At 73.0% G+C, this 23,207-nt stretch carries 19 protein-coding genes; 10 read left to right on the top strand and 9 right to left on the bottom strand.

Annotated elements, in window-relative coordinates; all coding sequences use genetic code 11:
* Positions 1–29 precede the first annotated feature (29 nt).
* Positions 30–1,418 (top strand): hypothetical protein, encoded by a 1,389-nt coding sequence (locus ACO0E1_RS17555; protein WP_422875338.1) that lies wholly within the window; start codon positions 30–32, stop codon positions 1,416–1,418.
* A 30-nt stretch (positions 1,419–1,448) separates the two neighbouring features.
* On the opposite strand, the gene ACO0E1_RS17550 is transcribed toward ACO0E1_RS17555, so the two are convergent.
* Together ACO0E1_RS17550 and ACO0E1_RS17545 are read right to left on the bottom strand one after the other, a co-directional pair.
* Positions 1,449–2,828 carry an O-antigen ligase family protein gene (locus ACO0E1_RS17550; RefSeq protein ID WP_422875337.1) on the bottom strand — a complete coding sequence of 460 codons (1,380 nt, stop codon included), beginning with the start codon at positions 2,826–2,828 and terminating at the stop codon, positions 1,449–1,451.
* Between the two features lie 19 nt (positions 2,829–2,847).
* Positions 2,848–4,974, bottom strand: coding sequence for an acyltransferase family protein (locus ACO0E1_RS17545; protein ID WP_422875336.1), 2,127 nt, complete (start codon positions 4,972–4,974; stop codon positions 2,848–2,850).
* Between the two features lie 78 nt (positions 4,975–5,052).
* On the opposite strand from ACO0E1_RS17545, the gene manA reads away from it, so the two are divergent.
* The 5 genes from manA (at position 5,053) to ACO0E1_RS17520 (ending at position 12,307) form a co-directional block, all read left to right on the top strand.
* Positions 5,053–6,270, top strand: coding sequence for a mannose-6-phosphate isomerase, class I (gene manA, locus ACO0E1_RS17540; RefSeq protein ID WP_422875335.1), 1,218 nt, complete (start codon positions 5,053–5,055; stop codon positions 6,268–6,270).
* 73 nt (positions 6,271–6,343) lie between these two features.
* A complete protein-coding gene (galE, locus tag ACO0E1_RS17535; RefSeq protein ID WP_422875334.1) occupies positions 6,344–7,306 on the top strand; it encodes a UDP-glucose 4-epimerase GalE in 963 nt (320 codons plus the stop codon).
* A 293-nt stretch (positions 7,307–7,599) separates the two neighbouring features.
* Positions 7,600–7,932 carry a WhiB family transcriptional regulator gene (locus ACO0E1_RS17530; protein ID WP_413601606.1) on the top strand — a complete coding sequence of 111 codons (333 nt, stop codon included), beginning with the start codon at positions 7,600–7,602 and terminating at the stop codon, positions 7,930–7,932.
* 128 nt (positions 7,933–8,060) lie between these two features.
* Positions 8,061–10,913 (top strand): glycosyltransferase, encoded by a 2,853-nt coding sequence (locus tag ACO0E1_RS17525; protein ID WP_422875333.1) that lies wholly within the window; start codon positions 8,061–8,063, stop codon positions 10,911–10,913.
* On the top strand, positions 10,910–12,307 hold the full coding sequence (locus ACO0E1_RS17520) for a DUF5719 family protein (RefSeq protein WP_422875332.1): 1,398 nt from the start codon (positions 10,910–10,912) through the stop codon (positions 12,305–12,307). Before ACO0E1_RS17525 ends, ACO0E1_RS17520 begins: the two co-directional genes overlap by 4 nt.
* A 195-nt stretch (positions 12,308–12,502) precedes the next feature.
* Here the strand turns inward: ACO0E1_RS17520 and ACO0E1_RS17515 are convergent, their stop codons facing one another.
* Entirely contained in the window at positions 12,503–12,943 is a 441-nt protein-coding gene (locus ACO0E1_RS17515) for a metallopeptidase family protein (RefSeq protein WP_422875331.1), read from the bottom strand.
* Between the two features lie 57 nt (positions 12,944–13,000).
* On the opposite strand from ACO0E1_RS17515, the gene ACO0E1_RS17510 reads away from it, so the two are divergent.
* Together ACO0E1_RS17510 and ahcY are read left to right on the top strand one after the other, a co-directional pair.
* Positions 13,001–13,222 carry a DUF3499 family protein gene (locus tag ACO0E1_RS17510; RefSeq protein ID WP_281264968.1) on the top strand — a complete coding sequence of 74 codons (222 nt, stop codon included), beginning with the start codon at positions 13,001–13,003 and terminating at the stop codon, positions 13,220–13,222.
* 74 nt (positions 13,223–13,296) lie between these two features.
* The gene (gene ahcY / locus ACO0E1_RS17505; protein WP_422875330.1) at positions 13,297–14,775 is read left to right on the top strand and encodes an adenosylhomocysteinase; all 1,479 of its coding nucleotides are present in this window, start codon (positions 13,297–13,299) and stop codon (positions 14,773–14,775) included.
* Positions 14,776–14,892: 117 nt separating this feature from the next.
* Here the strand turns inward: ahcY and ACO0E1_RS17500 are convergent, their stop codons facing one another.
* Entirely contained in the window at positions 14,893–15,762 is an 870-nt protein-coding gene (locus ACO0E1_RS17500; RefSeq protein WP_422875329.1) for an RDD family protein, read from the bottom strand.
* Between the two features lie 47 nt (positions 15,763–15,809).
* On the opposite strand from ACO0E1_RS17500, the gene ACO0E1_RS17495 reads away from it, so the two are divergent.
* The gene (locus ACO0E1_RS17495) at positions 15,810–16,805 is read left to right on the top strand and encodes a stage II sporulation protein M (protein WP_422875328.1); all 996 of its coding nucleotides are present in this window, start codon (positions 15,810–15,812) and stop codon (positions 16,803–16,805) included.
* Positions 16,806–16,898: 93 nt separating this feature from the next.
* On the opposite strand, the gene ACO0E1_RS17490 is transcribed toward ACO0E1_RS17495, so the two are convergent.
* From ACO0E1_RS17490 to ACO0E1_RS17470, 5 genes are read right to left on the bottom strand one after another with little or no spacing between them, the layout of a single operon-like run.
* On the bottom strand, positions 16,899–18,230 hold the full coding sequence (locus ACO0E1_RS17490) for a DUF58 domain-containing protein (protein WP_422875327.1): 1,332 nt from the start codon (positions 18,228–18,230) through the stop codon (positions 16,899–16,901).
* Positions 18,230–19,225, bottom strand: a complete 996-nt coding sequence (locus tag ACO0E1_RS17485; protein ID WP_422875326.1) for an AAA family ATPase — start codon at positions 19,223–19,225, stop codon at positions 18,230–18,232. The genes ACO0E1_RS17490 and ACO0E1_RS17485 overlap by 1 nt, the downstream gene beginning before the upstream one ends.
* The gene (locus ACO0E1_RS17480; protein ID WP_422875325.1) at positions 19,222–20,472 is read right to left on the bottom strand and encodes a DUF4350 domain-containing protein; all 1,251 of its coding nucleotides are present in this window, start codon (positions 20,470–20,472) and stop codon (positions 19,222–19,224) included. The genes ACO0E1_RS17485 and ACO0E1_RS17480 overlap by 4 nt, the downstream gene beginning before the upstream one ends.
* A complete protein-coding gene (locus ACO0E1_RS17475; protein WP_422875324.1) occupies positions 20,469–21,110 on the bottom strand; it encodes a DUF4129 domain-containing protein in 642 nt (213 codons plus the stop codon). Before ACO0E1_RS17475 ends, ACO0E1_RS17480 begins: the two co-directional genes overlap by 4 nt.
* The gene (locus tag ACO0E1_RS17470; protein WP_422875323.1) at positions 21,110–22,252 is read right to left on the bottom strand and encodes a DUF7847 domain-containing protein; all 1,143 of its coding nucleotides are present in this window, start codon (positions 22,250–22,252) and stop codon (positions 21,110–21,112) included. Before ACO0E1_RS17470 ends, ACO0E1_RS17475 begins: the two co-directional genes overlap by 1 nt.
* Positions 22,253–22,532: 280 nt before the next feature.
* On the opposite strand from ACO0E1_RS17470, the gene mtrA reads away from it, so the two are divergent.
* Positions 22,533–23,207, top strand: a complete 675-nt coding sequence (gene mtrA / locus ACO0E1_RS17465) for an MtrAB system response regulator MtrA (protein WP_281264960.1) — start codon at positions 22,533–22,535, stop codon at positions 23,205–23,207.

Here is a 23,207-nt window from a genome sequence, read left to right as displayed (position 1 = left end):
CGCGATACTGCCGGTAGGTTTGCTGGTCGATGAGACCCGACCCCAGGCAGCGCACCATCGGACGTGCGGCCGCGCTGCTGCTCGGCGCGGTGCTCGTCGGGCTCGGCGCCGCCGCGCTCGCGTGGTACCGGCTCGGACCGATCGCCCGTGGGACCGCGTGGGCCGAGGACGGTGGGCTCTTCCTCCGCGAGCGACTGCAGTACGGCGTCGACGGCACGCTGCTGCGACCGTACGCCGGGTACCTGCACCTCCTCCCGCGCCTCGTCGTCGACCTCGCCGTGCACCGGCCGATCGAGCAGTATGCGCTCACGGTGTCCGCGTCCTCGTGCGCGATCGTCGGTGTGGTCGCGGGCGCGGTCTTCCTGCTCGCCAGGGACCTCGTGCCGGCCTGGCCCCTCCGGCTCGTGCTCGCCGCGGTCCCCGTCGTGTTCCCGCTCGCACCGTTCGAGATCAGCGGGACGGCGGCGAACCTGCACTGGTACATGCTCGTCCTCGTCCCCTGGCTGTTCGCGTACCGTGCCCGGACCTGGGCCGGGTCCGCCGTCGTGGCGGTGCTCGCACTGCTCGCGGTGCTCACCGAGCTGCAGACGGTCGTCTTCGTGCCCCTGCTGCTGCTCGCCTGGCTGCCGTTCCGCTCCGGGGATGCGCGGCTCCAGGGGCTCCGCGCGCTCCCCGTCACGGTGGTGGCGCTCGCAGCGGGGGCCGCGCAGGTCACCGTGTCGCTGACGACCCCGCGGGCGTCACGTCCCGGGGACCCGACGCTCGCCGACGTCACCCACGGCTACCTGCTGCAGCCGGTCGCCGCGATGGCCGACCGGGACATCGCTGCCGTCGGCCGCCTCGTGGCCGCGAACGGCTGGTGGGTGCTGCTCGTGCCGGCCGCCGCCGTCGCGGTCCTGCTCGTCGTCGCACTCGTGGTCGCCGCATGGCGGGCCCGCGTGCTCATCGTCGCGCTCGCCGGTGGGTCGGCGGTCGTGTGGACCGCTGCCCTCGTCGCCAACGCCTCGGCGAACGCCGGCTGGGGGACGCTCGACGCGGCCGGGCTCGGTGCGCTGGTGCCCACCCGGTACGCCGCAGCCTCCGGCATGCTGCTGCTGTCCGCCGTGGTGCTCGCCGCGGCCGTGCTGGCTGATCGACGGTCGTGGTCGCGGCCGGTGGACGCGCTCGCCGGCCGGACGGGAGGCGCGGTGCGCGTCACCGGGGCGATCGTCGGCTGGTGCGTGGTCGCCGTGGTCGTCGCGGCAGCCGTCGCGAACTTGGCCCCCGGTCCGTCGCAGCGTGCGGACGGCCCGCTGTGGGCACCGCAGGTCGCGTCGTCGGTCGCGGGGTGCCGGGCCGACCCGGACGCGTCCGTGTCGGTCAAGACGGCCCCGTGGGGCGCGCAGGTGCCGTGCACGCTGGTGCTGCTCGACCGCTGAGCACCCGGCGTCGTCCGGGCACCGGGCGGTTCAGCGCGTGGCGGCCCAGCGGAACTCGCGCCTCGCCGGCGGCGTGCGCGGGCCGTCGCCGACGGAGACGGGCTCTTCCCCCACCAGGACGATCCTCGACTTGATCGCGATGAGGGCGAAGAGGACCCAGTTGCCCTGGTAGAGCAGGCGCGACTCGGCGAAGGACTGCACCAGCAGCGCGACGACGACGAGCAGCGGGAAGAGCGACACCGGGTCGAAGGGACGGGGCAGCTGGTCGGCGCCGTACCCGATCCGCGTGGCGCAGGACCACGACCGGCTGAGCGTCGTGAGGACGTAGAGCGCGAAGAGGAGCAGCCCGATCAGCCCGGTCTGCATCCAGACGTCGAGGAACGCGTCGTGCGCCTGCAGGTAGGTCACGCCCTTCCGCGGTGCCAGGTCGGCGAGCTGGTGGATGCTCGGCCACCAGTACCCGATCCAGCCCCAGCCGACGACGGGGTGCTGGTCGATCATGCCGAGCACGGCCGACCAGATGTCGCTCCGACCGGTGAAGTCGGAGCTCTTGCCGAGGAACCCCGCGATCGTGCCCCGCGCCAGCACACCGACCACGACGACGACCACGGTGACGGCGGCGATCAGCAGGTACCGCGGTGTGCGGCGCTCGGTGGGGACCCGGCGGACGAGCACGGCGAGCGCGAACGCGACCGCAACCACCGCCGAGGCGACGATCACGGTCGACGAGCGCGTCAGGACGAACACCGCGGCGGCGACCACGAGCCAGCCGATCGCACGGTTCCGGCCCATCCGCCCCTCGGCGAACTGCACGGCGACGGCGACGGCGGCGAGGAGCGCCACCATCGCGAGCAGGTTGGCGTTGCCGGGGAAGCCCTGGATGCGCCCGCCCGTGAAGAGCTCCGCGCGGGAGAAGTAGAAGGCGTCCGGGATCTTCCGGTCGCCGTAGTGCGTCCAGATCGGCGCGATGGGGTGCCTGACGACCACGGCGACCACGGCCTCGAAGACCAGGGACAGGCCGAGGACCCAGCGGAGCGCCGCGCTGACGGCGTCGAGGATGCGTCGCCACGTCAGGGTGGAGGCGATCGCGAAGGCGACCAGCGCGCAGAGCAGCTGTGCGGCCATGCTCGCCAGGGTCGCAGCACGCCAGTGCGACCAGACCACCGACACCAGGCACCAGCCGAGGAACAGCCACAGCGGCGCAGGGGTCCGTGCCAGCGGGGGCTTCGCCCTGACCACGATCGTCACGCCCCATGCGGCCTCGAGGGCCCACACGACGGCAGCGCCGTACCAGGTCAGCATGTTCGGCACGGCGTCGCCGGCGAACATCGTGAACAGGACGGCGGTGGCGAAGGCGAAGGCCTCGCGCTCGGGAACGGTGCCGCGCGCCAGGGGCCAGGTGTTCGTCACTCGGACAGGGTAGCGCCGCTCACCGGTCGAGGGAGCGGAGCGCCTTCGCGATGTCCGCACCGAGGTAGGGCGCGAGCGTCGTCGCGAACGTGGCCGTCAGGTGCGTCGGGTCGCGGTGGACCAGCACGCCGCCGATCACCGCCGGGCACGACGTCGCGGTGCAGTAGAGGTCCGTCAGGTCGACGAACCGTGCCCGGTCGCCGATCGCCGCGACCGCCTGTTCCGAGCCGTCGAAGGACGCAAGCGCCTCCGCGCGCGGGACGTCGCACGCCGTGGTCGTCGGCCCGCTCATCTGACCCATGCACGTCATCACGTCGAGCCGGGCGACCGGATTGTCGCGGATCGCGATCACCGGGACGCCCTCGTCGGTCGCGGTCCGCCACGCGCCGACCATGCCGTCGACCGTCGCCTGCTCGGTCGACGTCCCTGCTGGTGCGAGCACGGTCGACTTCGTGGTGGCATGCGTCACCACGAGCGCGTCGAGGTCTCGGTGGTCGCGGATCCAGGCCAGCGCCGCCTGCTTCCAGCCGTTGCACGAGTCGGTGTACGCCTGCGACGGGGCGTCCTGCACAGCGGTCGTCAGGTAGCAGCCGATGTGCCCGGCGACGTCGATCCGCCAGTTCCGCTGCTTCGCGATCGCGGCGTACGCACTCAGCAGGGCGTTGTTGTGCGAGTCGCCGAGGGCCGCGATGTGCTTCGTGTACCCGGTCTTCGGACCGAGGGTGCACACGTTGAAGTCCGCCGTCACGTTCGACCAGCACGCCCCGCTGTTCACGTCGTCCTTCCCGGCCGCGGCGGGCGTGGGCACGCGGACGTCGGCGAGCTTCGGGTTCACGCACGGATGGGCGGAGCCGATCTCCGACGCCGCGCCGAAGCACGCGACGTCCCCGGTCTCGAGCGACTTCTGGAACGCCGCCGCCTGACTCTGCTGGACCTGGAGGGCGCCGAGCGTCGACGCGCCCAGTGCCACGACGAGCACCGTGCTGAGTGCGCCGTAGAGGGCGACCCGACGCGGGCGGAGGGCCCTGACCCACGACGAGAACCGCAGCGGCTCCTCGACGAGGAGCGTCGTCACGGACGCCACCACGAGCGTGGCGACGAGGATCGCGACCTTGTCGCGGGTGCCGAGCGGGTGGCCGGTCGCGATCGGCAGCAGGACGACGGCCGGCCAGTGCCAGAGGTACACGGCGTAGGAGATCCGGCCGACGAACGCGACGGGCGCGAAGCGACCGATCACCTGCAACCCGGACCGGGCGCCGAGCAGGACGACCAGCGTCGCGCCCGCGACGGGCAGCAGCGCCGCGATGCCGGGGAACGCGGTCGCCGGGGTGATCACGACGAGCGACGCGAGCAGGAGTGCGACACCCAGCCACGAGCCTCCCGTCCGGACCGCCCTGGCCACCTGCGTCCGGGGAGCCGCGAGCGTGACGGTGGACGCGAGCCCGCCGAGCGCGAACTCCCATGCCCGCGTCGCCGTGGAGAAGTACGCGATGCCGGGGGCCGTGCGGGTCTCCACGACGCACCACACGAGCGAGCCCACGACGACCACGCCGAGCAGCACCCGGGCGGTTCGCACGGGGGAGTGGCCCTTCGTCCGGCGCAGCACCAGCGCGAGCAGGACGAGCAGGATCGGCAGCGCGATGTAGAACTGCTCCTCGACCGACAGCGACCAGAAGTGCTGGAACGGCGACGGCTGGTTGTCCGACGCCAGGTAGTTCACCGAGTCGGACGCGAGCTGCCAGTTCTGCACGTAGATCGTCGACGCGATGAGCTCGCGACCGTACTGCCCCCAGAGGGTGCTCGGGACCAGCGCGAGGACGGCAGCGCCCGTCGCGAGCAGGGTCAGGAACGCCCCGGGGAGCAGACGCTTCGCCCGCCGCGACCAGAACCGGCCGAGCGCGATCCGCCCGGTCGCGGTCTGCTCGCGCAGCAGGTGTCCGGTGATGAGGAAGCCGGAGATGACGAAGAACACGTCGACGCCGACGAACCCGCCGGGGAGCCGGTTCGGCCAGAGGTGGTAGAGCACCACGGCGAGCACGGCGAAGGCGCGGAGCCCCTGGATGTCCCACCGTGTGGTGTCAGGCCGTCTGGTGTCGGGCCGTGTGGTGTCGGGACGGCGGCGAGTGGCGGCGGGCTGATCGGACATCGCGGAAAGTCTATGTATCGCGGATCGTGCCAGCGCGCAGGAGGCGGCCTGACGGTCGTGCCCGATACGCTTCGGGGCATGTTCCTCGGCATCACCAACACGGCGCGCGACTACGCGTGGGGATCGGTCACCGCGATCCCAGAACTCCTCGGCCGCACCGTCACCGGCGCCCCGCAGGCCGAACTCTGGCTCGGCGCGCACCCCGGCAGCCCGAGCGTCGTCGTGAACCCGGCGATGGTCGGTGGCGCGGACACCGTCCTCGACTGGATCGCCGCGGAACCGGAGAGCGCGCTCGGCGCCGGGCGCACCGGGCTGCCGTTCCTGCTGAAGCTCCTCGCCGCCGCCGCACCGCTGTCCCTGCAGGCGCACCCCACACCGGAGCAGGCACGAGCGGGGTACGAGCGCGAGAACGCGGCCGGCGTCCCGCTCGACGACCCCGCCAGGAACTACAAGGACCCGTTCCCGAAGCCCGAGCTCGTGGTCGCGCTGAGCGAGCGGTTCGAGGCCCTGAGCGGCTTCCGCCCGATCGAGTCGACGCTCGCCGACGTCGAGGTGCTCGACGCGGGCAGCGGGCGCCTCGGCCCGCTCGTCGCACACCTGCAGCAGGGGCTCGAGGACACCGTCCGCTGGCTCGAGACCGCCGACCCGTCCGCCCGGGCGATCGTCGACGCCGTGAGCCACCTCGCCACCGACGCGGTCGCAGCGGGGGACGTCAGCCCGAACCTGGCCACCGCCGCGTCGCTCGCCGAGCGCTACCCGGGCGACCCCGGTGTGGTGGTGTCGCTGCTCATGCACCGCGTGACGCTCGCCCACGGCGAGGCGATGTACCTGCCGGCCGGCAACATCCACGCGTACCTCGACGGCCTCGGCATCGAGCTCATGGCACCGTCCGACAACGTCCTGCGCGGGGGACTCACGCCGAAGCACGTCGACGTGCAGGAGCTCCTGCACGTGCTCGACTTCACCGCCTACCCGGCGCCGGTCCTCGTGCCGGAGTCGCTGGCCCCGGGCGTCGACCGGTTCGCGCCGGACGGCGTCGGCTACGCGCTCGTCCGGGTGACCGGCGACGGCAGGCCCGTCGGGCTCGGCACCGGCGGGGTCGCGCCGCTGTCCGGCCCGTCGATCGCGATCTGCACGGAGGGCGTCGTGACGCTCGTGGGCGCGCAGTCCGCGACGCTCCTGCGGCAGGGGGAGTCCTGCTTCATCACGCCGGACGAGGGCGACGTGACCGTCGAGGCCGACTCGACCAGCGGGCTCACGTCGACCGTCTTCATCGCGACGGGAACCAGCGACTAGCGGGGAGCGACGAGCGGGTTCGCGCACCGGGTGCGCGGGAGTCCGCGTCGCGCGGTCCGCTAGCGTGGCGGGCATGAGTTGGCTGGTCACCGGCGGCGCCGGGTACATCGGATCCCACGTCGTCCGCGCGTTGCGTGCTGACGGCATCGACACCGTCGCGTTGGACGACCTCTCGAGCGGCTTCCGCGCGTTCGTCCCGTCGGACGTGCCCTTCGTCGAGGGCACGATCCTCGACGCCGACCTGCTCGCGCGGACGATCCGGGAGCACGACGTCACGGGCGTCGTGCACGTCGCCGGCTTCAAGTACGCGGGCGTCTCGGTCGAGCGTCCGCTGCACACCTACGAGCAGAACGTCACCGGCATGGCGACGCTCCTGCGGGCGATGGCCGACGCGGACGTCGACAAGGTCGTGTTCTCGTCGAGCGCCGCGGTGTACGGCACGCCGGACGTCGAGACGGTCGTCGAGTCCACCGCGAAGAACCCGGAGTCGCCCTACGGCGAGTCGAAGCTCATCGGCGAGTGGCTGCTCCGGGACATGGAGGTCGCCCGCGGGTTCACCACCACGTCGCTCCGCTACTTCAACGTCGTCGGGTCGGGGGAGCCGGACCTCTACGACGCGAGCCCCCACAACCTCTTCCCGCTGGTGTTCGACGCACTGCTCGCCGGCCGGACCCCTCGCATCAACGGCGACGACTACGCCACGCCGGACGGCACCTGCGTCCGGGACTACGTGCACGTCGCCGACCTGGCACACTCGCACGCCGTCGCGGCACGGAAGCTCGAGGCCGGGGAGCCGCTCGAGCGGGCGTACAACCTCGGCAGCGGCGACGGCGTCAGCGTCCGGCAGATCATGGACGCCATGGCCAGGGGCACCGGCATCGCCTTCGAGCCGGAGGTCGCCCCGCGCCGGCCCGGCGACCCGGCACGCATCGTCGCGACCGGCGAGGCGGCATCCCGCGACCTCGAGTGGGCGATGCGCCACACCCTCGACGAGATGGTCACGAGCGCCTGGGAGGCCCGCCGCCGCGTGGCGTAGGGCCCCGGCCGCGCTTGGCCGCCTCGACGCAGTCCGCACAACCGAAAGCAACTCACGCCGCGTCCTCGCATGGCGGAAGCTGCTTTCGGTTGTGCGCCGTGCCGGCGCGTCGGGCCCGCCGCTGTCCCCCGAGAGGCCGACAGAACCGGCGCGACACGCCCGAATGGGGGACATGACACGCCGGAACGGTCAGTGCCTTCTATGATCCGCGACTTGACTCCTGCGAATCACACCGCTGTAATTACAGGCAACGACACGCTGCGGCAGGCGGCGACAGCGAGACGAACCAAGGGGTGATCAGGGTGAGCGGTTCCGACTTCCACGCCGGAGTTCCGGAAGACTGGCACGTCGACCCCGTGGCGCTCGGCGTCCCGGGTGTCCGCCGAGCCACTGGCGACGACGAGGAGAACCCGCTCGCCTGGCAGGTCGACTCCCTCTGCGCGCAGACCGACCCCGAGGCGTTCTTCCCCGAGAAGGGCGGCTCGACGCGGGAGGCGAAGAAGATCTGCACCTCGTGCGAGGTCCGGGCGCAGTGCCTCGAGTACGCCCTCGAGAACGACGAACGCTTCGGCATCTGGGGCGGCCTCTCCGAGCGCGAGCGTCGCAAACTCCGCAAGCGGGCGTAGCCGCGTAGCCACCCCGGAGGCTGGACGAACGTCCGCCCCGCACCATGCGTTGATCGTCCCCACAGGTTCACGGCGCGCCGTCCCGTCGGGCTGTGGCCGGGCCTCCAGACCGTAGAGTGACGCCCGTCATGCAGCCCAGTTCCGCTCAGCCCCGTGTCACCGCGATCCTCGTCTGCGCGAACGGTGCCGACCACCTCGACCGGACGCTGGCCGCCCTCGCGAACCAGACCCGCCACCCCGAGAACCTGGTCGTCGTCGACGTCGGGTCCACCGACGGGTCGACCGCCGAGCTGGAGTTCGGCGGCTCCGCCCAGCTCACCCGCATCCCCGCCGGACGCTCCTTCGGTGACGCGGTCGCCGCGGGCGAGAAGACTGCGCCGCGCCCCGAGTCCGACGAAGCGGTCGACGAGTGGCTCTGGCTGGTCGGGCACGACAACGCCCCGGCACCGACGGCCCTGGCCGAGATGCTCGCGGCCGTCGAGATCGCCCCCTCCGTGGCGGTCGCCGGCCCGAAGCTCGTGGACGACGAAGACCCCTCCCGCATCCGCGCGTTCGGCGAGAGCATGACCCGGTTCGGTCGCTCGCTGGTGCTCGTGCAGGACGAACTCGACCAGGGCCAGCACGACCGGAACACCGACGTCCTCGCGGTCGCCGCCGGCGGCATGCTCGTGCGCCGCTCCGTGTGGGTCGCGCTCGGCGGCTTCGACCCGGCGCTGCCCGACGTCGACGCCGCGCTCGACTTCTGCGTGCGCGTCCGCCTGGCGGGCCACCGCGTCGCGGTCGTCCCCGATGCGCGGATGACGAGCGCCGGTCCGATCGAGGAGTTCGGACGGAAGCGCGTCTCCGAGGGCCGTCGTGTGCGCCTGCACCGGCAGGCGCAACTGCACCGCCGCATGACGTACGCATCGGCCGGGGTGCTCTGGATCCACTGGCTCACGCTCGTGCCGTTCGCGCTCGGCCGTGCGATCGGGCACCTCGTCGCGAAGCACCCGGCAGCGGTCTCCGGCGAACTGGCCGCGGCGTTCGCGGTGGCCTTCGGCGGCGGGGCCGGTCGGTCCCGCACGGCGCTCGCGCGCACGAAGAAGCTCGGGTGGGCGGCCGTCGAGCCCTTGCGGGTCAGCTGGCGCCGCGTCCACGAACGGCGCACGACCTCCCGCGACGTCGAGCTCGCGCGGGTGGAGGACGCACCGATCGCCCGGGCGTCGTTCCTCGGCGACGGCGGCATCTGGGTCGTCCTCGCCGCTGCCGTCCTCAGCGTCGTCACGCTCTTCCCGCTGCTCGGCTCCCCGGCACTGACCGGTGGCGGGCTGCTGCCGCTCTCGACGACGGTCGGGCAGCTCTGGCAGAACGTCGGCTACGGCTGGCACACCCTCGGCACCGGGTTCACCGGACCGAGCGACCCCTTCGCCGCGGTGCTCGCCGTGCTCGGGTCGATCGTCTTCTGGTCGCCGTCCACAGCGGTCGTCGTCGTGATGCTGCTCGCCTTCCCGGTGTCGGCGCTCGGTGCGTGGTTCGTCGTCCGCAAGGTGACGACCCGCACGTGGGTGCCCGTGATCGGTGCGGCGCTGTACACGATCGCGCCGTCGCTCGTCGGAGCCGTCACGACCGGTCACCTCGGCGCCGTGATCGCCCACGTGCTCCTGCCGTGGCTCTTCCTCACCGTGCTCGAGGCGCACCGCTCGTGGGCGTCGGCGTCCGGCGCGGCCCTGCTCTTCGCCGGCGTCGCCGCGTCAGCGCCGTCGCTCCTGCCCGTGCTGCTCATCGGGTGGCTCGTGGCGCTCGGCATCGGCTGGCGCCACGCGCACCGCCGGGTCTTCATCGCGGTCCCCGCCGCGGTGCTCTTCCTGCCGCTCGTGCTGACCCAGCTCGCCCGCGGCAACGTGCTCGGGATCTTCGCCGACCCCGGCGTGCCGTCAGCGACCAGGGCGCCCTCCGCGCTGCAGCTCGCGATCGGGCAGCCGCTGCCGGACTGGAACGGGTGGCTGCCGGTCAGCGCGCCGCTGTCCCTGGTCCTCGCTGCGCTGCCGATCGCGCTGGCGATCCTGGCGCTGCCGATCGCGGTGACCGCACTCGGCTCGATGCTCGGGCACCGCTGGTCCGTGGCGGGCGCCGCGCTCATCGCAGCGCTCCTCGGCTTCGCCACCGCGTTCGCCGCCACCCACGTCACCGTGACGGGCGTCGGCTCGACGACCACCATCGTGTGGCCGGGCAGCGGGCTGACCGTGTACTGGCTGGCGATCGTCATCGCCGCCTGCATCGGCATCGACACCGTCCCGCGGCAGGCTCCGGTCATCGGGCTCGTCGCGACGGTGTTCGCCGGAGTCGCCGTGGCACCGGCGTTCGCAGCGTTCTACCTCGGCAACGCGGTGATCCAGCCGACCACCGGCCGGGTGCTGAGCGCCTACGTGAACGCCGAGGCACAGGCGAACCCCGACGTCGGCACGCTCGTCGTCGACCCGCAGACCGACGGCTCGCTCGCGGTCTCGCTCGAGCGCGGACAGGGTTCCACGCTCGACGACCAGTCCACGCTCGACGCCACGGCGCTGTCGCTGTCGCCGTCCGGGTCGCGCCTGGCCACCCTCGCGGGGAACCTCGCCAGCCGGAGCGGCTACGACCCGCGTCCCGCGCTCAAGGAGCTCGGCGTCAGCTTCGTGCTGCTCGACGACGCCCCGGCGGACGACCAGGCGAAGGCCGTGCACGACCGCGCCGCCGGTGCGATCGGGCAGAACGCACTCTTCACCAGCATCGGTGAGACCACGAGCGGTCAGCTGTTCCACTACGAGGGCGACGTCGACCGCACCGGGACCGGGTCGGCCGCCGCGAAGACCACCCACGTGCTGTACCTCGTGGTCCTCGGGGTGGTGTTCGGCGCGGCAGCACTCCTCGCCGTCCCGACCGCCCCGCGTCGGCGCCGTGCCACCTCGAACGTCATCGAGGCCGAGGAACCCGCCACCACCTTCGACGAGGAGCGCGACGAATGAGCACCACCCCCGCGCGCCGCTGGATCGTCCGCGGCACGGCGACCGCCATCGCGGTGGTCGTCGCCGTCGGCACGATCGGAGCCGCCCACGCGTTCGGGACCACCGAGGCCCCCGGCAGACCAGCCGGACGCACGGTGACCCCGGTGCCGGCCGACGCCGAGCGCGTGTGCGCGGGCAGCGCCCTCCGGCTCTCCGACGACGCCGGCAACGACGCGACGAAGGCGACGACGGTCGGGACGGCCACGGTGGCGACGGCGACGACGGGGAAGTCCGTCGAGCGATCCGACCTGGCGTCGAGCACGAACGGCAGCAGCGACCCGACCCTGCTCACCGCACCGGCTGGGGACACCACCCCGCAGGTCGCCGGTTCGAGCTACCAGAGCGTGTCCAACGGCGACCTCGTCGGCGTGGCAGCCGCGTCGTGCGACGACCCGTCGCAGTCGACGTGGCTCGTCGGCGGCTCGACCGAGACCGGCCGCACCAGCCTCATCACCCTGTCGAACCCGACCGACGTGAACGCCACCGTCGACCTGTCGATCTACGACGGTTCGGGGACGGTCAGCGCCCCCGGCACGACCGGGATCGTCGTCGCGCCGAACTCGCAGAAGGTCGTGCCGCTGTCCGGGTTCGTCTCGGACCAGGGCTCGACGGTCGTGCACGTGACCTCCTCCGGCGGGCAGATCGTCGCGCACATGCAGGAGACCGTCGTCCGCACGCTGACCCCCGGCGGGTTCGACATCGTCTCCGGCGGTGCGGCCCCGTCGCGCAGCCAGGTCATCCCGGGTGTCGTGCTCCGCGGCGCCCAGGAAGCGCAGCGCGGTGACGACACCGCCGATGCGGCCCCGATCGTCCGGCTGTTCGTCCCCGGGGACACGGCCGCGCGCGTCACGCTCGGGATCACCACGGCGGACGGTGGCGGCACCACGGTGAACACCACCGCCGAGCCGGGCGTGGTCACCGACGTCTCGCTCGACGACTTCCCCGATGGCCGCTACTCGTTCACGGTGAGCTCGACGCAGCCCGTCGTGGCCGGTGCCAGGACGACGACGCCGACCGACCGGGGCCGGACCGACCTCGGCTGGTTCGCCTCGGCCGAGCCCCTCGGCGCGACGGCGATCACGTCGGTCGCCCCTGGTGACGGCGCTCGCCTGAACATCGTCAACCCGACCACGCAGGACGCGACCGTCGTCGTCCGCTCCGGCGACGACCGGAAGTCCGTCCGCGTGCCGTCCGGTTCCACGCAGACGGTCGGCGTGGACACCGCCAAGCAGCTCACGATCACCGGGGCGGAGGGCCTCGTCGCCGGGGTCACCTACCAGGGTGACGACGGCGTGGCCGGCTTCCCGATCCGCCCGTCGACGGATGTCTCGACCCCGGTCCGCGTCTACCCCTGACCCGCGCGGGTCGCGCCCCGCGGCGCGCGCCGCGCCCCGCGCCCCGCGCCCCGCGCCCGCGCCCCGCGCCCCGCGCCCCATCGAGGGAACAGAAATCGTCGAGTCGGCCCGCGCCACTCGACGATTTCTGTTCCCTCGATCGCCGCGGCGGGTGCGCGGGCGCGGCGGGGCGCGGCTCGCTGCGCGCCCGCGGGGTCACCAGTGGCGGTAGCGATCCGGCGCCAGGTCCCACGGGTCCTTGTCGATGAGTTCGGCCACCGCACGGAACACCGCGGTCTCCACGATGATCCGTCGGTCGACGTCGTCCTTCTCCGGGGAGCGGGTCACGCGTTCGACGGGGATCCGGAAGACGGTCACCCGGCGCTCGGCGTGGTCCACCCGCCAGCGCGGCATGCTGTCGGGCAGCGACGCGTCCGTGGGCATGTCCGCCACCTGGAACACGACGCCGTGCAGCTCGTCCGGCCACAGCCCGAGCAGGTAGTGCGCGGTGTCGCCGACGATGCGGTCGAACGCCTCTGCCCTGGTGATGATCGGAGCGAGGTCCGGTCCGGTCACGCTCGACCGGTACCCCCGACCGTGGCGGGAGCGCCCTCGGCCACGGTCGACCGGGGTGACGAGACGGGGCTTGCGGCGCATCCCCACATCGTACGCGGCGGGCCGTCCACCGCCTGGTTCGGTATGGTCGTCGACGGTATGGACGTACGGATCTGCAGCAAGGTCGCCTGTGGCGCGAGCGCATCGTCGACCCTGACGTACGACTACGGCGACTCGATGGTCGTCGTCGGCCCGCTGTCCACCCGCGTCGAGCCGCACGGCTACGACCTCTGCGCGCGGCACGCCGCGCGCCTGCGGGTCCCGCAGGGCTGGCACGTCATCCGCCGCGAGCCGCTCCGCGAGGAGCGCGCCGCGGACTGACCCGGCCACCACCGGACAGGAGGCTCGGTGCGGCCCGCCACGAGCCTTCAGGCCACCGTGGGAGACTGGAGCACATGCCCACCGAAACCCAGGCCGCAGCTCCGTTCCGCGTCGCCGACCTCGGCCTCGCCGAGGCCGGTCGTCACCAGATCCGCCTCGCCGAGAACGAGATGCCGGGGCTCATGGCGCTCCGCGAGGAGTTCGGCGCGTCGCAGCCGCTCGCCGGCGCGCGCATCGCCGGGTCGCTGCACATGACCGTGCAGACCGCCGTCCTCATCGAGACCCTGACCGCGCTCGGCGCCCAGGTCCGCTGGGCGAGCTGCAACATCTTCTCCACCCAGGACGAAGCGGCCGCCGCGATCGCGGTCGGCCCCACCGGCACGCCGGACGCACCAGCCGGCGTCCCGGTGTTCGCGTGGAAGGGCGAGACGCTCGAGGAGTACTGGTGGTGCACCAACCGGATCTTCGACTGGAGCGCCGAGGCCGCTGCGGCCGGTGCCGACTGGGCTGGTCCGAACCTGATCCTCGACGACGGCGGTGACGCGACGATGCTCGTGCACACCGGCGCCGACGCCGAGGCCGCCGGTGTCGTGCCCGCGGCGGGTGACGACGCCAGCGCCGAGTACCGCATCGTGCTCGACACGGTCGCCGCCTCCCTCGCCGAGTCCTCGGACCGCTGGACCCGCATCGCCGCGGACATCCAGGGCGTGACCGAGGAGACCACCACGGGCGTCCACCGGCTGTACGAGCTGGCACGCACCGGCGAGCTGAAGTTCCCGGCGATCAACGTCAACGACTCGGTCACCAAGTCGAAGTTCGACAACAAGTACGGCATCCGGCACTCGCTGCCCGACGGCCTGAACCGTGCGACCGACGTGCTCATCGGCGGCAAGGTCGTGTTCGTCGTGGGCTACGGCGACGTCGGAAAGGGAGCGGCGGAAGCGCTCCGCGGCCAGGGCGCCCGCGTCATCGTGTCCGAGGTCGACCCGATCTGCGCGCTGCAGGCATCGATGGACGGCTACCAGGTGGCTCGCCTGTCGGACGTCATCGACCAGGTGGACATCGTCGTGACGTGCACCGGCAACCTCGGTGTCGTGGGCGTCGACGACATGCTCGGCCTGAAGCACCTGGCGATCGTGGCGAACGTCGGACACTTCGACAACGAGATCGACATGGCCGGCCTCGAGGCGCTGCCCGGTGCCGAGAAGATCGAGATCAAGCCGCAGGTGCACGAGTGGCGGCTGCCGACCGGACGCTCGATCCTGGTGCTCAGCGAGGGCCGTCTGATGAACCTCGGGAATGCCACCGGGCACCCGTCGTTCGTGATGAGCAACTCGTTCACGAACCAGGTCCTCGCCCAGATCGAGCTCCACACCCGGCGCTCGGAGTACCCGACCGGCGTGTACGTCCTGCCGAAGCACCTCGACGAGAAGGTCGCGCGCCTGCACCTCGACGCGCTCGGGGTCCAGCTGACGACGCTCCGCCCGGAGCAGGCGTCGTACATCGGCGTCCCGGTCGAGGGCCCCTACAAGCCGGACCACTACCGCTACTGACGCGGTCGGCGGCGGGCGCGCGGCGGCGCCGCCGAACCGCGAAACGGACACAGCACCGCGTGCATTCGCGGTGCTGTGTCCGTTTCGCAGTTCTTCGGCGGGCGAGTGCCTGCCGCGTCAGCGCGGGAAGCCCGGCGGGCGCGCCCCAGCGGTCGCCGCTGCCGCGTCGAGCGTCGCCGCGCGGGCCCCGAACGCCCGCAGGTCCCGCGCACGACGGAGCGCGACGACCCCGGCGAGGAACTCCTCTGCCGGGACCGGCGGCACGGGGTGCGCGTACGCGGCGACCTCGGCCGCCAACGCCGTCGCCGTCGCGAGCCGCAGGGGGGGCTGCACCGAAGCCGCACCCCGGAAGAACGCGCCGAGCCGGTTCTCGAGGCGCTGGGGGAGCGCCCGGACGTCGGCGACCGCGGCCCATGCCTGCAGCGACGGGGGCAGGAGCACGACCGGGTCGGCGGAGCGCGCGAGGCGCTCGTGCTGCACGACCGTGCCCGCAAGGAGGTCACCGAGACGCCGTGGCCGCGAGCCGAAGAGTGCGACGAGCAGCGCCAGGGACCCGAGCGTCCCCCAGAGTTCGAGCAGCCCGACGAGTGCCCTGGCGAACGCGTGCCGGAACGTCACGGCACCCCCGTCGAGCCGCACCACGCGGGTCCCGAGGGCGTAGCGGCCGACGCTCTTCCCGCGCGTGACCGTCTCGACCGCGGCGGTCACGAGCACGAGCACGACGACCAGGACGGCGATCTGCGCGGCGGCCAGCCACGCGTCGTCGACACCAGACGGCCACACCCTGGCGATCCCGATCAGCAGCATCACGTACAGCGCGACGAGGCAGAGCCCGTCGAGGAGCGCTGCCGCCAGCCGCGCGACGATGCCGGCCGGCACGACGTCCAGCGCAACGGCCTCGCCCACGACCAGCTCGTCGGTGGTCTCGTCGAGCGCCCGCACGAAGCGGCGGTCGGCGAGGTCCCTGGGCGTGGCGCGCGTCGGCATGGGAACATTCTGTCGGACACACCGGAGCGGCACGAGGGGGACACCGCATGGACCTGGACGCGTACGCCGACGTCCACCGGCAGCAGTGGCAGGAGCTCGACCGGCTGGCGCGCCGTCGGCCGTCGAGCGGCGAGGACATCGACCGTCTGGTGACCGGCTACCAGTCCGCTGCGACCGACCTCGCCCGGATCCGTGGTGTCGCGCCGCGCTCCGCCACCGGAGACCGACTCTCCCTGACGCTCTTCCGCGCACGGCTCCGCTTCACCGGCGCGCCGACCGACCCGCTGACGATGCTCACGTCGTTCTTCGTCCTGCAGCTCCCGGCGGCGCTGTACCGGATCCGGTGGGTGACGATCTGGGTGGCCGTCGCGACGGCGGTGATCGCGCTCGTCTCGGGCGTGTGGATCACGACGACGCCCGGCGCGGTCGCGACGTTCGGCACCCAGGAGTCCCTCCGGCAGTACGCCACGCAGGACTTCGTGGACTACTACTCCGACCACGGCCTCGGCGCGTTCACGGCGCAGGTGTGGACGAACAACGCGTACATCGCCGCGAGCATGGTGGCGTTCGGCATCACCGGGCTCTTCGTGCCCTACTCGATCGGCCAGAACGCGTTGAACCTCGGTGTCTCGGGCGCGATCATGCACTCGCAGGGACGTCTCGGCGACTTCTTCCTCTACATCGCCCCGCACGGGCAGCTCGAGCTCTACTCGATCTTCCTCGCGGGCGGCGCCGGCCTGATGATCTTCTGGTCCTGGGTGGCACCGGGACAGCGCACCCGTGCGCAGGCCCTTGCCGAGGACGGACGCGCCCTGATCGCCGTCGCGATCGGACTCGTGCTGACCCTGCTGCTGTCCGGGATCGTCGAGGGGACGGTGACGCGCCAGGACTGGCCGTGGCCCCTGAAGATCGGCATCGGGACCGTGGCGCTGGCGGTCGTCCTGTACTACCAGTGGGTGATCGGTCGGCGCGCGGCTCTCGCGGGGGAGCGGGGCGACGTCGAGGAGTTCGACCGAGGCGCCTCCGCCATCGTCGCCGGCTGACCGGTCCGCATCGGGGCGCTCGCGCACACGGGCGAGTGCGCAGACATGGTGAGCCGAGCCGACGCCGGGCCGCGACCCGGACGGCGGAGGTGCTCAGAGCCTCCCGGCCGCCTTCGCACGCAGGTAGGCGTCCGCGACCAGCGGCGGCACCTGTTCCGGCGTGCCTCGCACGACCTCGACGCCAGCACGCCGCGCGACGTCCGCCACGCCCTCGGCATCGAGCAACGAGCGTTCTGCCGCGGCACGCCGGTAGACGTCCCGACCGGCGGACGGGAGGCCCGGTGCTCGTCCGTCCCGCTCGTCGCCCCCTGGACCGCGAGCCATCAGGGCCACCGCCGGGTCGTCGACGGCCGTCACGACCACCGCGTGCCGTCGCGCCAGCGCCGGCAGCACCGTGAGCAGGTCCCCGGACGCACCGACCGAGTCGAGGCTGGTCGCGAGCACCACCAGCGACCGCTGCGTCGTGACCGAGTCGACCAGCGCCGGCACCGTTGCCCAGTCGGTCGCGGCGAGCCCCGGCTCCGCGAGCGCGAGCGTCTCCCCGAACCGCTGCACCACGTCGGTTCGCGTGGCGCCGTGCACGCGCCCCCGGACACCGTCGTCGACCACAGCGAGGTCCACCCGGTCGCCGGCCGCGGCAGCGAGGGCGCCGATGAGGAGCGCCGCCTCGATGAAGGTGTCCAGACGTGGTTCGTCGCCGACCCGTCCGGCCCCTGCCCGACCGGCGTCGACGACGACGATCACCCGCCGGTCCCGCTCGGGGCGCCAGGTCCGCACGACGAGGTCCTGCCGCCTGGCCGTCGCCCGCCAGTCGATCGATCGCACGTCGTCGCCGCGGACGTAGTCACGGAGCGAGTCGAACTCGGTGCCGTGCCCGCGGAGCTGCAGAGTGGTCTCGCCGTCGAGCTCCCGGAGCCGGGCGAGGCGCGACGGCAGGTGTCGGCGGGAGCGGAACGGCGGCGTCACGACGAGCTCTGCCGGTGCCACGAGGACACGCTGCCGTGCGGCGAGCCCGAGGGGCCCGAACGACCGCACCGCCACGCCGGAAGTCCGGCGACGGCCCCGACGGAACGGCGTGAACCGCATCCGCGCGGTCCGACGCTCACCGCCCGGCACCGTCATCGTGATGCGGCGGGGTGCCTGGCCGGCGGACGGCTCCCACATGTCGCGCACGACTGCTCGGAGCAACCTCGTGCCGTCGTTCGCGAGCACCAGGGTGCCGTCGGCGGTGGTGTCCCGGCGGGCGAGCCGCGGCATCCGCCGGTCGACGCGCACGGTGCGGAGGTCGGCGGCGAGCAGCAGGTCGAGCCCGGCCCCGAGCACGACGACGAGCACCCACGCCAGACCGCCCCACCCGCTGCCGAGCAGCACGGTGGGGACGATCGCGACGGCGAGGAGCGCGACGAACCGGCCGGAGATCGCCACTAGATCGGCACCCGAACCTGTTCAAGCACCTGCTGCAGGACCCCGTCGGCGCCGACGCCCTCGAGCTCGGCGTCGGCGGCGACCCGGAGCCGGTGCCGCCACACCGGTAGCAGCATCGCCTGCACGTGGTCGGGGGTGATCGCGTCGTAGCCGGTGATCCAGGCCCAGGCCTTCGCGGCGGCGAGGAGTGCCGTGGCGCCACGCGGGCTCACGCCGACCCGAACGGACGGTGCCTGCCGGGTCGCCCGGGCGAGGTCGACGATGTACGCCAGGACGTCGTCGCGGGCGCCGACACCGCGGACGGCACGCTGTGCGGCGGTGACCTCGGCAGCGCCCACCACGGGGACGATGCCGGCGGACCGGACGTCGCGCGGCACGAACCCGTCCGCGTGCCGGCGGAGCACCTGCCACTCGACGTCACGGGGCGGCACGTCGAGCGTGAGCTTCATGAGGAAGCGGTCGAGCTGGGCCTCCGGCAGCGTGTAGGTGCCCTCGAACTCGATCGGGTTCATCGTCGCGGCGACGAAGAAGGGGTCGGGGAGGGGCTTCGCCGTGCCGTCGACGCTGACCTGACGTTCCTCCATGGCCTCGAGGAGCGCCGACTGCGTCTTCGGCGGGGTGCGGTTGACCTCGTCGGCGAGGAGCACGTTCGTGAACACCGGGCCCTCACGGAACGGGAAGGTGCCCGTCGAGGCGTCGTAGACGAGCGAGCCGGTGACGTCACCGGGCATCAGGTCCGGGCTGAACTGGATCCGCTTCGTGTCGAGCGCCATCGCCGCGGCGAGGCTCCGCACGAGCAGGGTCTTCGCGACGCCGGGGACGCCCTCGAGCAGGACGTGCCCCTGGGCGAGCAGGCCGACGATCATGCCGGAGACCGCGCCCTCTTGTCCGACGACGGCCTTGCCGACCTCGGCGCGGACCCGGCCGAAGGCGTCGCGGAGCGGATCCGCCGTCACGGTGGGTGCGCTGGTCGCGCTGGTGGGGTGGTCGGTCACGGTCGTCCTCCTGGTCGGGGATCGGTGGCAGGTGCGGTTGCTGACGGGGCCGGGCCGGCCGGACGGGAGGCCCGTGGTGCGTCCCCGGAGACGGCTCGGCTCACGGCGCGCTCGAGCTGGTCGAGCGCATCGGCTCCGTCGACCAGCGCGCGGTCGTCGGTGGTCGGTCCGCCGACGAGCACCGCGCCGACGTGCTGCGCGGGCAGGCCCGTCGCGGTCGCCGCGCGGTGGACGACGTCGTCGACGTGCGCCGAGCGGGGGAGCCCGAGCCTCCGGCCGATGCGGCGGATCGCGGCGAGCCGGAGCGTGTCCAGGGTGTACGTGCGGTCGCGGGTCCTGCCGTACAGGCGTGCACGGCCCTCGGTGGTCTCGGAGGCGCGGACGACGACGGGGAGCTGCTCGACGACGAGCGGGCCGAGCCGACGCCCCCGCCAGATCGCGGCCGCCACCGCGACGAGCGCCAGGATCGCGATCGCACTCGGCAGCCACGGCGGTGCGAGTTCGCCGAGGGTCGGCGCTGCGTCGGCGCTCCCGGCGGTCGGCACGTACCAGGCGAGGTGGTCCTCCCCGCCGAGCAGCCCGAGCGCGAGCGCCGCGTTGCCGGCCGTGGTGATCGTGTCGTTGCGGAACGCGGCGGTCGTGCCGACGAGGGTGACGGTGCCCGAGGCGGTCTGCGACTCGACGAGGCCCCACGTGCGGTCGGCTCCGGTCCCGGTCGGCGCGCAGCGGACCCCGGCGGACGCGGGCACCGTGTAGCCGGTGCCCGTCGTGCTCACCCGGCCGGCGGTCCGGGCGGCGGCGATGTCGCACGACGTGGTCGACACCGTGTCGGTCGTGTCGATCGACGCGGCGGGTTCGGCGTCGAGCCCGAACGCCTCGAGCACGGCCGGGTCGCTCGTCACGAGGACCACGTCGGGGACGGTCCGGGCGATGCGTCGTGCGACGGCCGGTGCGAGGACCCCGGCGGAGTCGTCGACGAACACCGTTCCGCTGCCGAGCCGGTCGGCGTCGTGCACCACGTCCACGTCCGTGCCCTGCTGCTCGAGCACCCGCACGAGCGCCTTCGAGCCGCTCGCGGTCGCCGAGGACGGGTCGAGCGGGGCGTTCGACGGGCCGTTGTCGGTACCGATGATCGCGGTCAGTGCCGCGAGCAGCACCCCGACGAGGGCCACGAGGGTCCAGATCGCGAAGCGGACGCGCCGCCCCTCAGCGCGGACAGGGACGGCGTCGATGGTGGCGGCCGTCATGCCGGGACCGCCGGTGTGGCAGACCTGGCGGGACGAGCGGTCCTGATCTCGTGTTCGGTGTCCAGCACCTGCCGCGCGGCCCGCTCGTCGGCGTCGACGCCGAGGTACCTGGTCGCGTCGAACGTCGTCGCCGAGGTGTGCAGGGCCGACTCCGACGCCGGGAACACCGTCGCGGCCCGCACCGCGATCGCCCGAGCGGTCGCACCGGGGACGTCGGGGACGAGGTCGCGTTCGCCGAGTCCACGAGCCAGGGCGCGGTAGCCCTCGAGGACCGCGGTCGACCAGTCACCCGACCGCAGAGCGGCGCGAGCGGCCTCGGCGATCGTGGCCGCCGAGCGCAGGTCGTCGTCGTCGAGCACCCCGCCGATGCGTTCGGCGCGCAGCCGGGCCCGTCGCCGGGGGAGACCACGGGCGACCACCACGAGGACGACCACCGCGACGATGACGACGATCGCGACGACGAGCAGGGTCCTGCCGAACGCGGGCGAGCCGATGCCGTCGGGACGGAGTGTGCCGAGCCACTCGAAGAACCCCCGCGAGAACCGGTCCCACCACGTGACGTGCGCGCCGTCGTACTCGGAACGCTGGAGCTCGCGCTCGAGGAGCCGGCGGGCCTCGTCGGGGTCGACCGCCGCCATCACTGCCCACCGGGTCGCGGCGGACCCCACTGCTGCGGCGCCTGCGGCCAGCCGTACTGCTGCGGCTGCCGCGGGTCCTGCTGCCCCGGCCAACCCTGCTGCCACGGACCGGCTCCTGGCCACGGCGGCCGGGACACGGGCGCTGCCGGAGCGAACGGGTCGACGGGCTGCCCGGTCTCGAGGTGCGACGCGATCCGTTGGTCGAGTGCCTCGGTCCGGATCCGTCGGTCGATCGCCAGGAAGGTCGTCACCGAGGCGCTCAGCACGTCGGTGATGCACTGCACCGCGATCACCAGGAGGCTGCCGAGCACGAGCGCGACGACGGCACCCGGCGAGACACCGGAGCCCGCGTCGGTCTGCCCGAGGGGGTCGAACACGCCGGAGAACAGCGCGGCGCCGAGCGTCAGCGGCGTGCTCGCGATGCCGGCCGCGAACCAGAACACCACCGTCACGAGCAGCCGGATCCCGAACGTCCGCCAGAACGCCCCGCGGGTGAGCCGCCACGACTGCGCCGCCGCCGCGAACACGCCGCGGCCCTCCAGCGCGATCGTCGCGACGGTGAAGGCGAACCGCGTGTCGAGGAACGCGACGAGCACGATGAACCCGAGGACCATCCCGATGATCCCGAGCACGAAGCCGCCGACGCCGCTGTTGCTCGCGCTCAGGGCGCCGACGAACCCGACGACCACCACGCCGAAGAGCACCCCGACGACGAGCCCGGCGGCGAGCTGCAGGAGCATCCACCAGACGACCGAGAGCCGGCGCCCCGCGAGCAGGGACCAGAGCCCGCGGAAGGTCCCTCGACGCCCGAGCACGCGCTGCCCGGTGTCGACGGCGACCGGTGCGACGAGGAACCCGCGGGCGAGCCATGCGAGGAACGGCACCGCGACGGAGAGCACGAGGTACAGCAGCACGGACCCGGCGAGGATCGTGTCGGCGTCACCGGAGCCGGAGCCGTCCACCGCGGAGAACATCCTGGACTGCAACGACTGTCGGCCGAGCGTCGACACGAGCGTGGACACCAGCCCGAGCACGCCGGAGAGCAGCAGGCTCCAGAGCAGGAGCACGCGGGCGTTCCGCCGGAACACCGTGAACGCTCCGGCCAGGACGTCGCCGAGGCCGAGCGGCCGCAGCGGGATCACCGGACGCGACGCGGCCGGACGTGGCGGTGGGGGCAGTGGAGCCGACCCACCCGGGAACGGGGGTGGCGTCGGGACGTGCTCCGAGCCTCCCGGCTGTGCACCCGTCCCCGGAACGCGCCATTCGTCGCCGGCCATCGAACCGCCCCCTCACGTCGGCCGCGCGAGGCAACACGCGGTCGCTCCCATCCTGTCGGAAAACGCAGCCTGATGGGGCCTCGGCTATCGTGAACGGGAGGTGCCTGCCCGGGCACCCCCGCACCGCACCCGGAGTCCACATCACATGACACCGCGCATCCTCGTCGTCGACGACGACCAGGCCCTCGCCGAGATGATCGGCATCGTCCTCCGCTCGGAGGGCTACGAGCCCGAGTTCAGCGCCGACGGCAACGACGCCGTGGACGCCTTCCACTCGACGAAGCCCGACCTGGTCCTCCTCGACGTCATGCTCCCCGGTATCGACGGCATCGAGGTCTGCCGTCGCATCCGCGCCGAGAGCGGCACGCCGATCATCATGCTCACCGCGAAGGGCGACACCTCCGACGTCGTCGCCGGACTCGAGAACGGCGCGGACGACTACGTCGTGAAGCCGTTCAACCCGAAGGAGCTCGTCGCCCGCATCCGCACCCGGCTGCGCCCCACGGCGTCCGACGCCGCCGTGCTGCACGTGGGGGACCTCACCGTCGACGTGCCAGGGCACGAGGTCCGTCGCGGCGACGCCGTCATCGCGCTCACGCCGCTCGAGTTCGACCTGCTGCGCGCCCTCGCCGAGAAGCCGAACCAGGTCTTCACCCGCGAGATGCTGCTCGAGCAGGTCTGGGGCTACCACTACAAGGCGGACACCCGACTGGTGAACGTGCACGTCCAGCGCCTCCGCGCGAAGATCGAGCACGACCCGGACAACCCGCGCATCGTGTCCACCGTCCGTGGCGTCGGCTACCGCGCCGGGGGAGCCTGA

This window comes from Curtobacterium guangdongense, assembly GCF_049341845.1.
In the GTDB taxonomy this organism is placed as follows: domain Bacteria; phylum Actinomycetota; class Actinomycetes; order Actinomycetales; family Microbacteriaceae; genus Curtobacterium; species Curtobacterium guangdongense.
The sequence above is the reverse complement of the archived record's forward strand: the minus strand, read 5'-3'. Positions and strand labels throughout refer to the sequence as shown.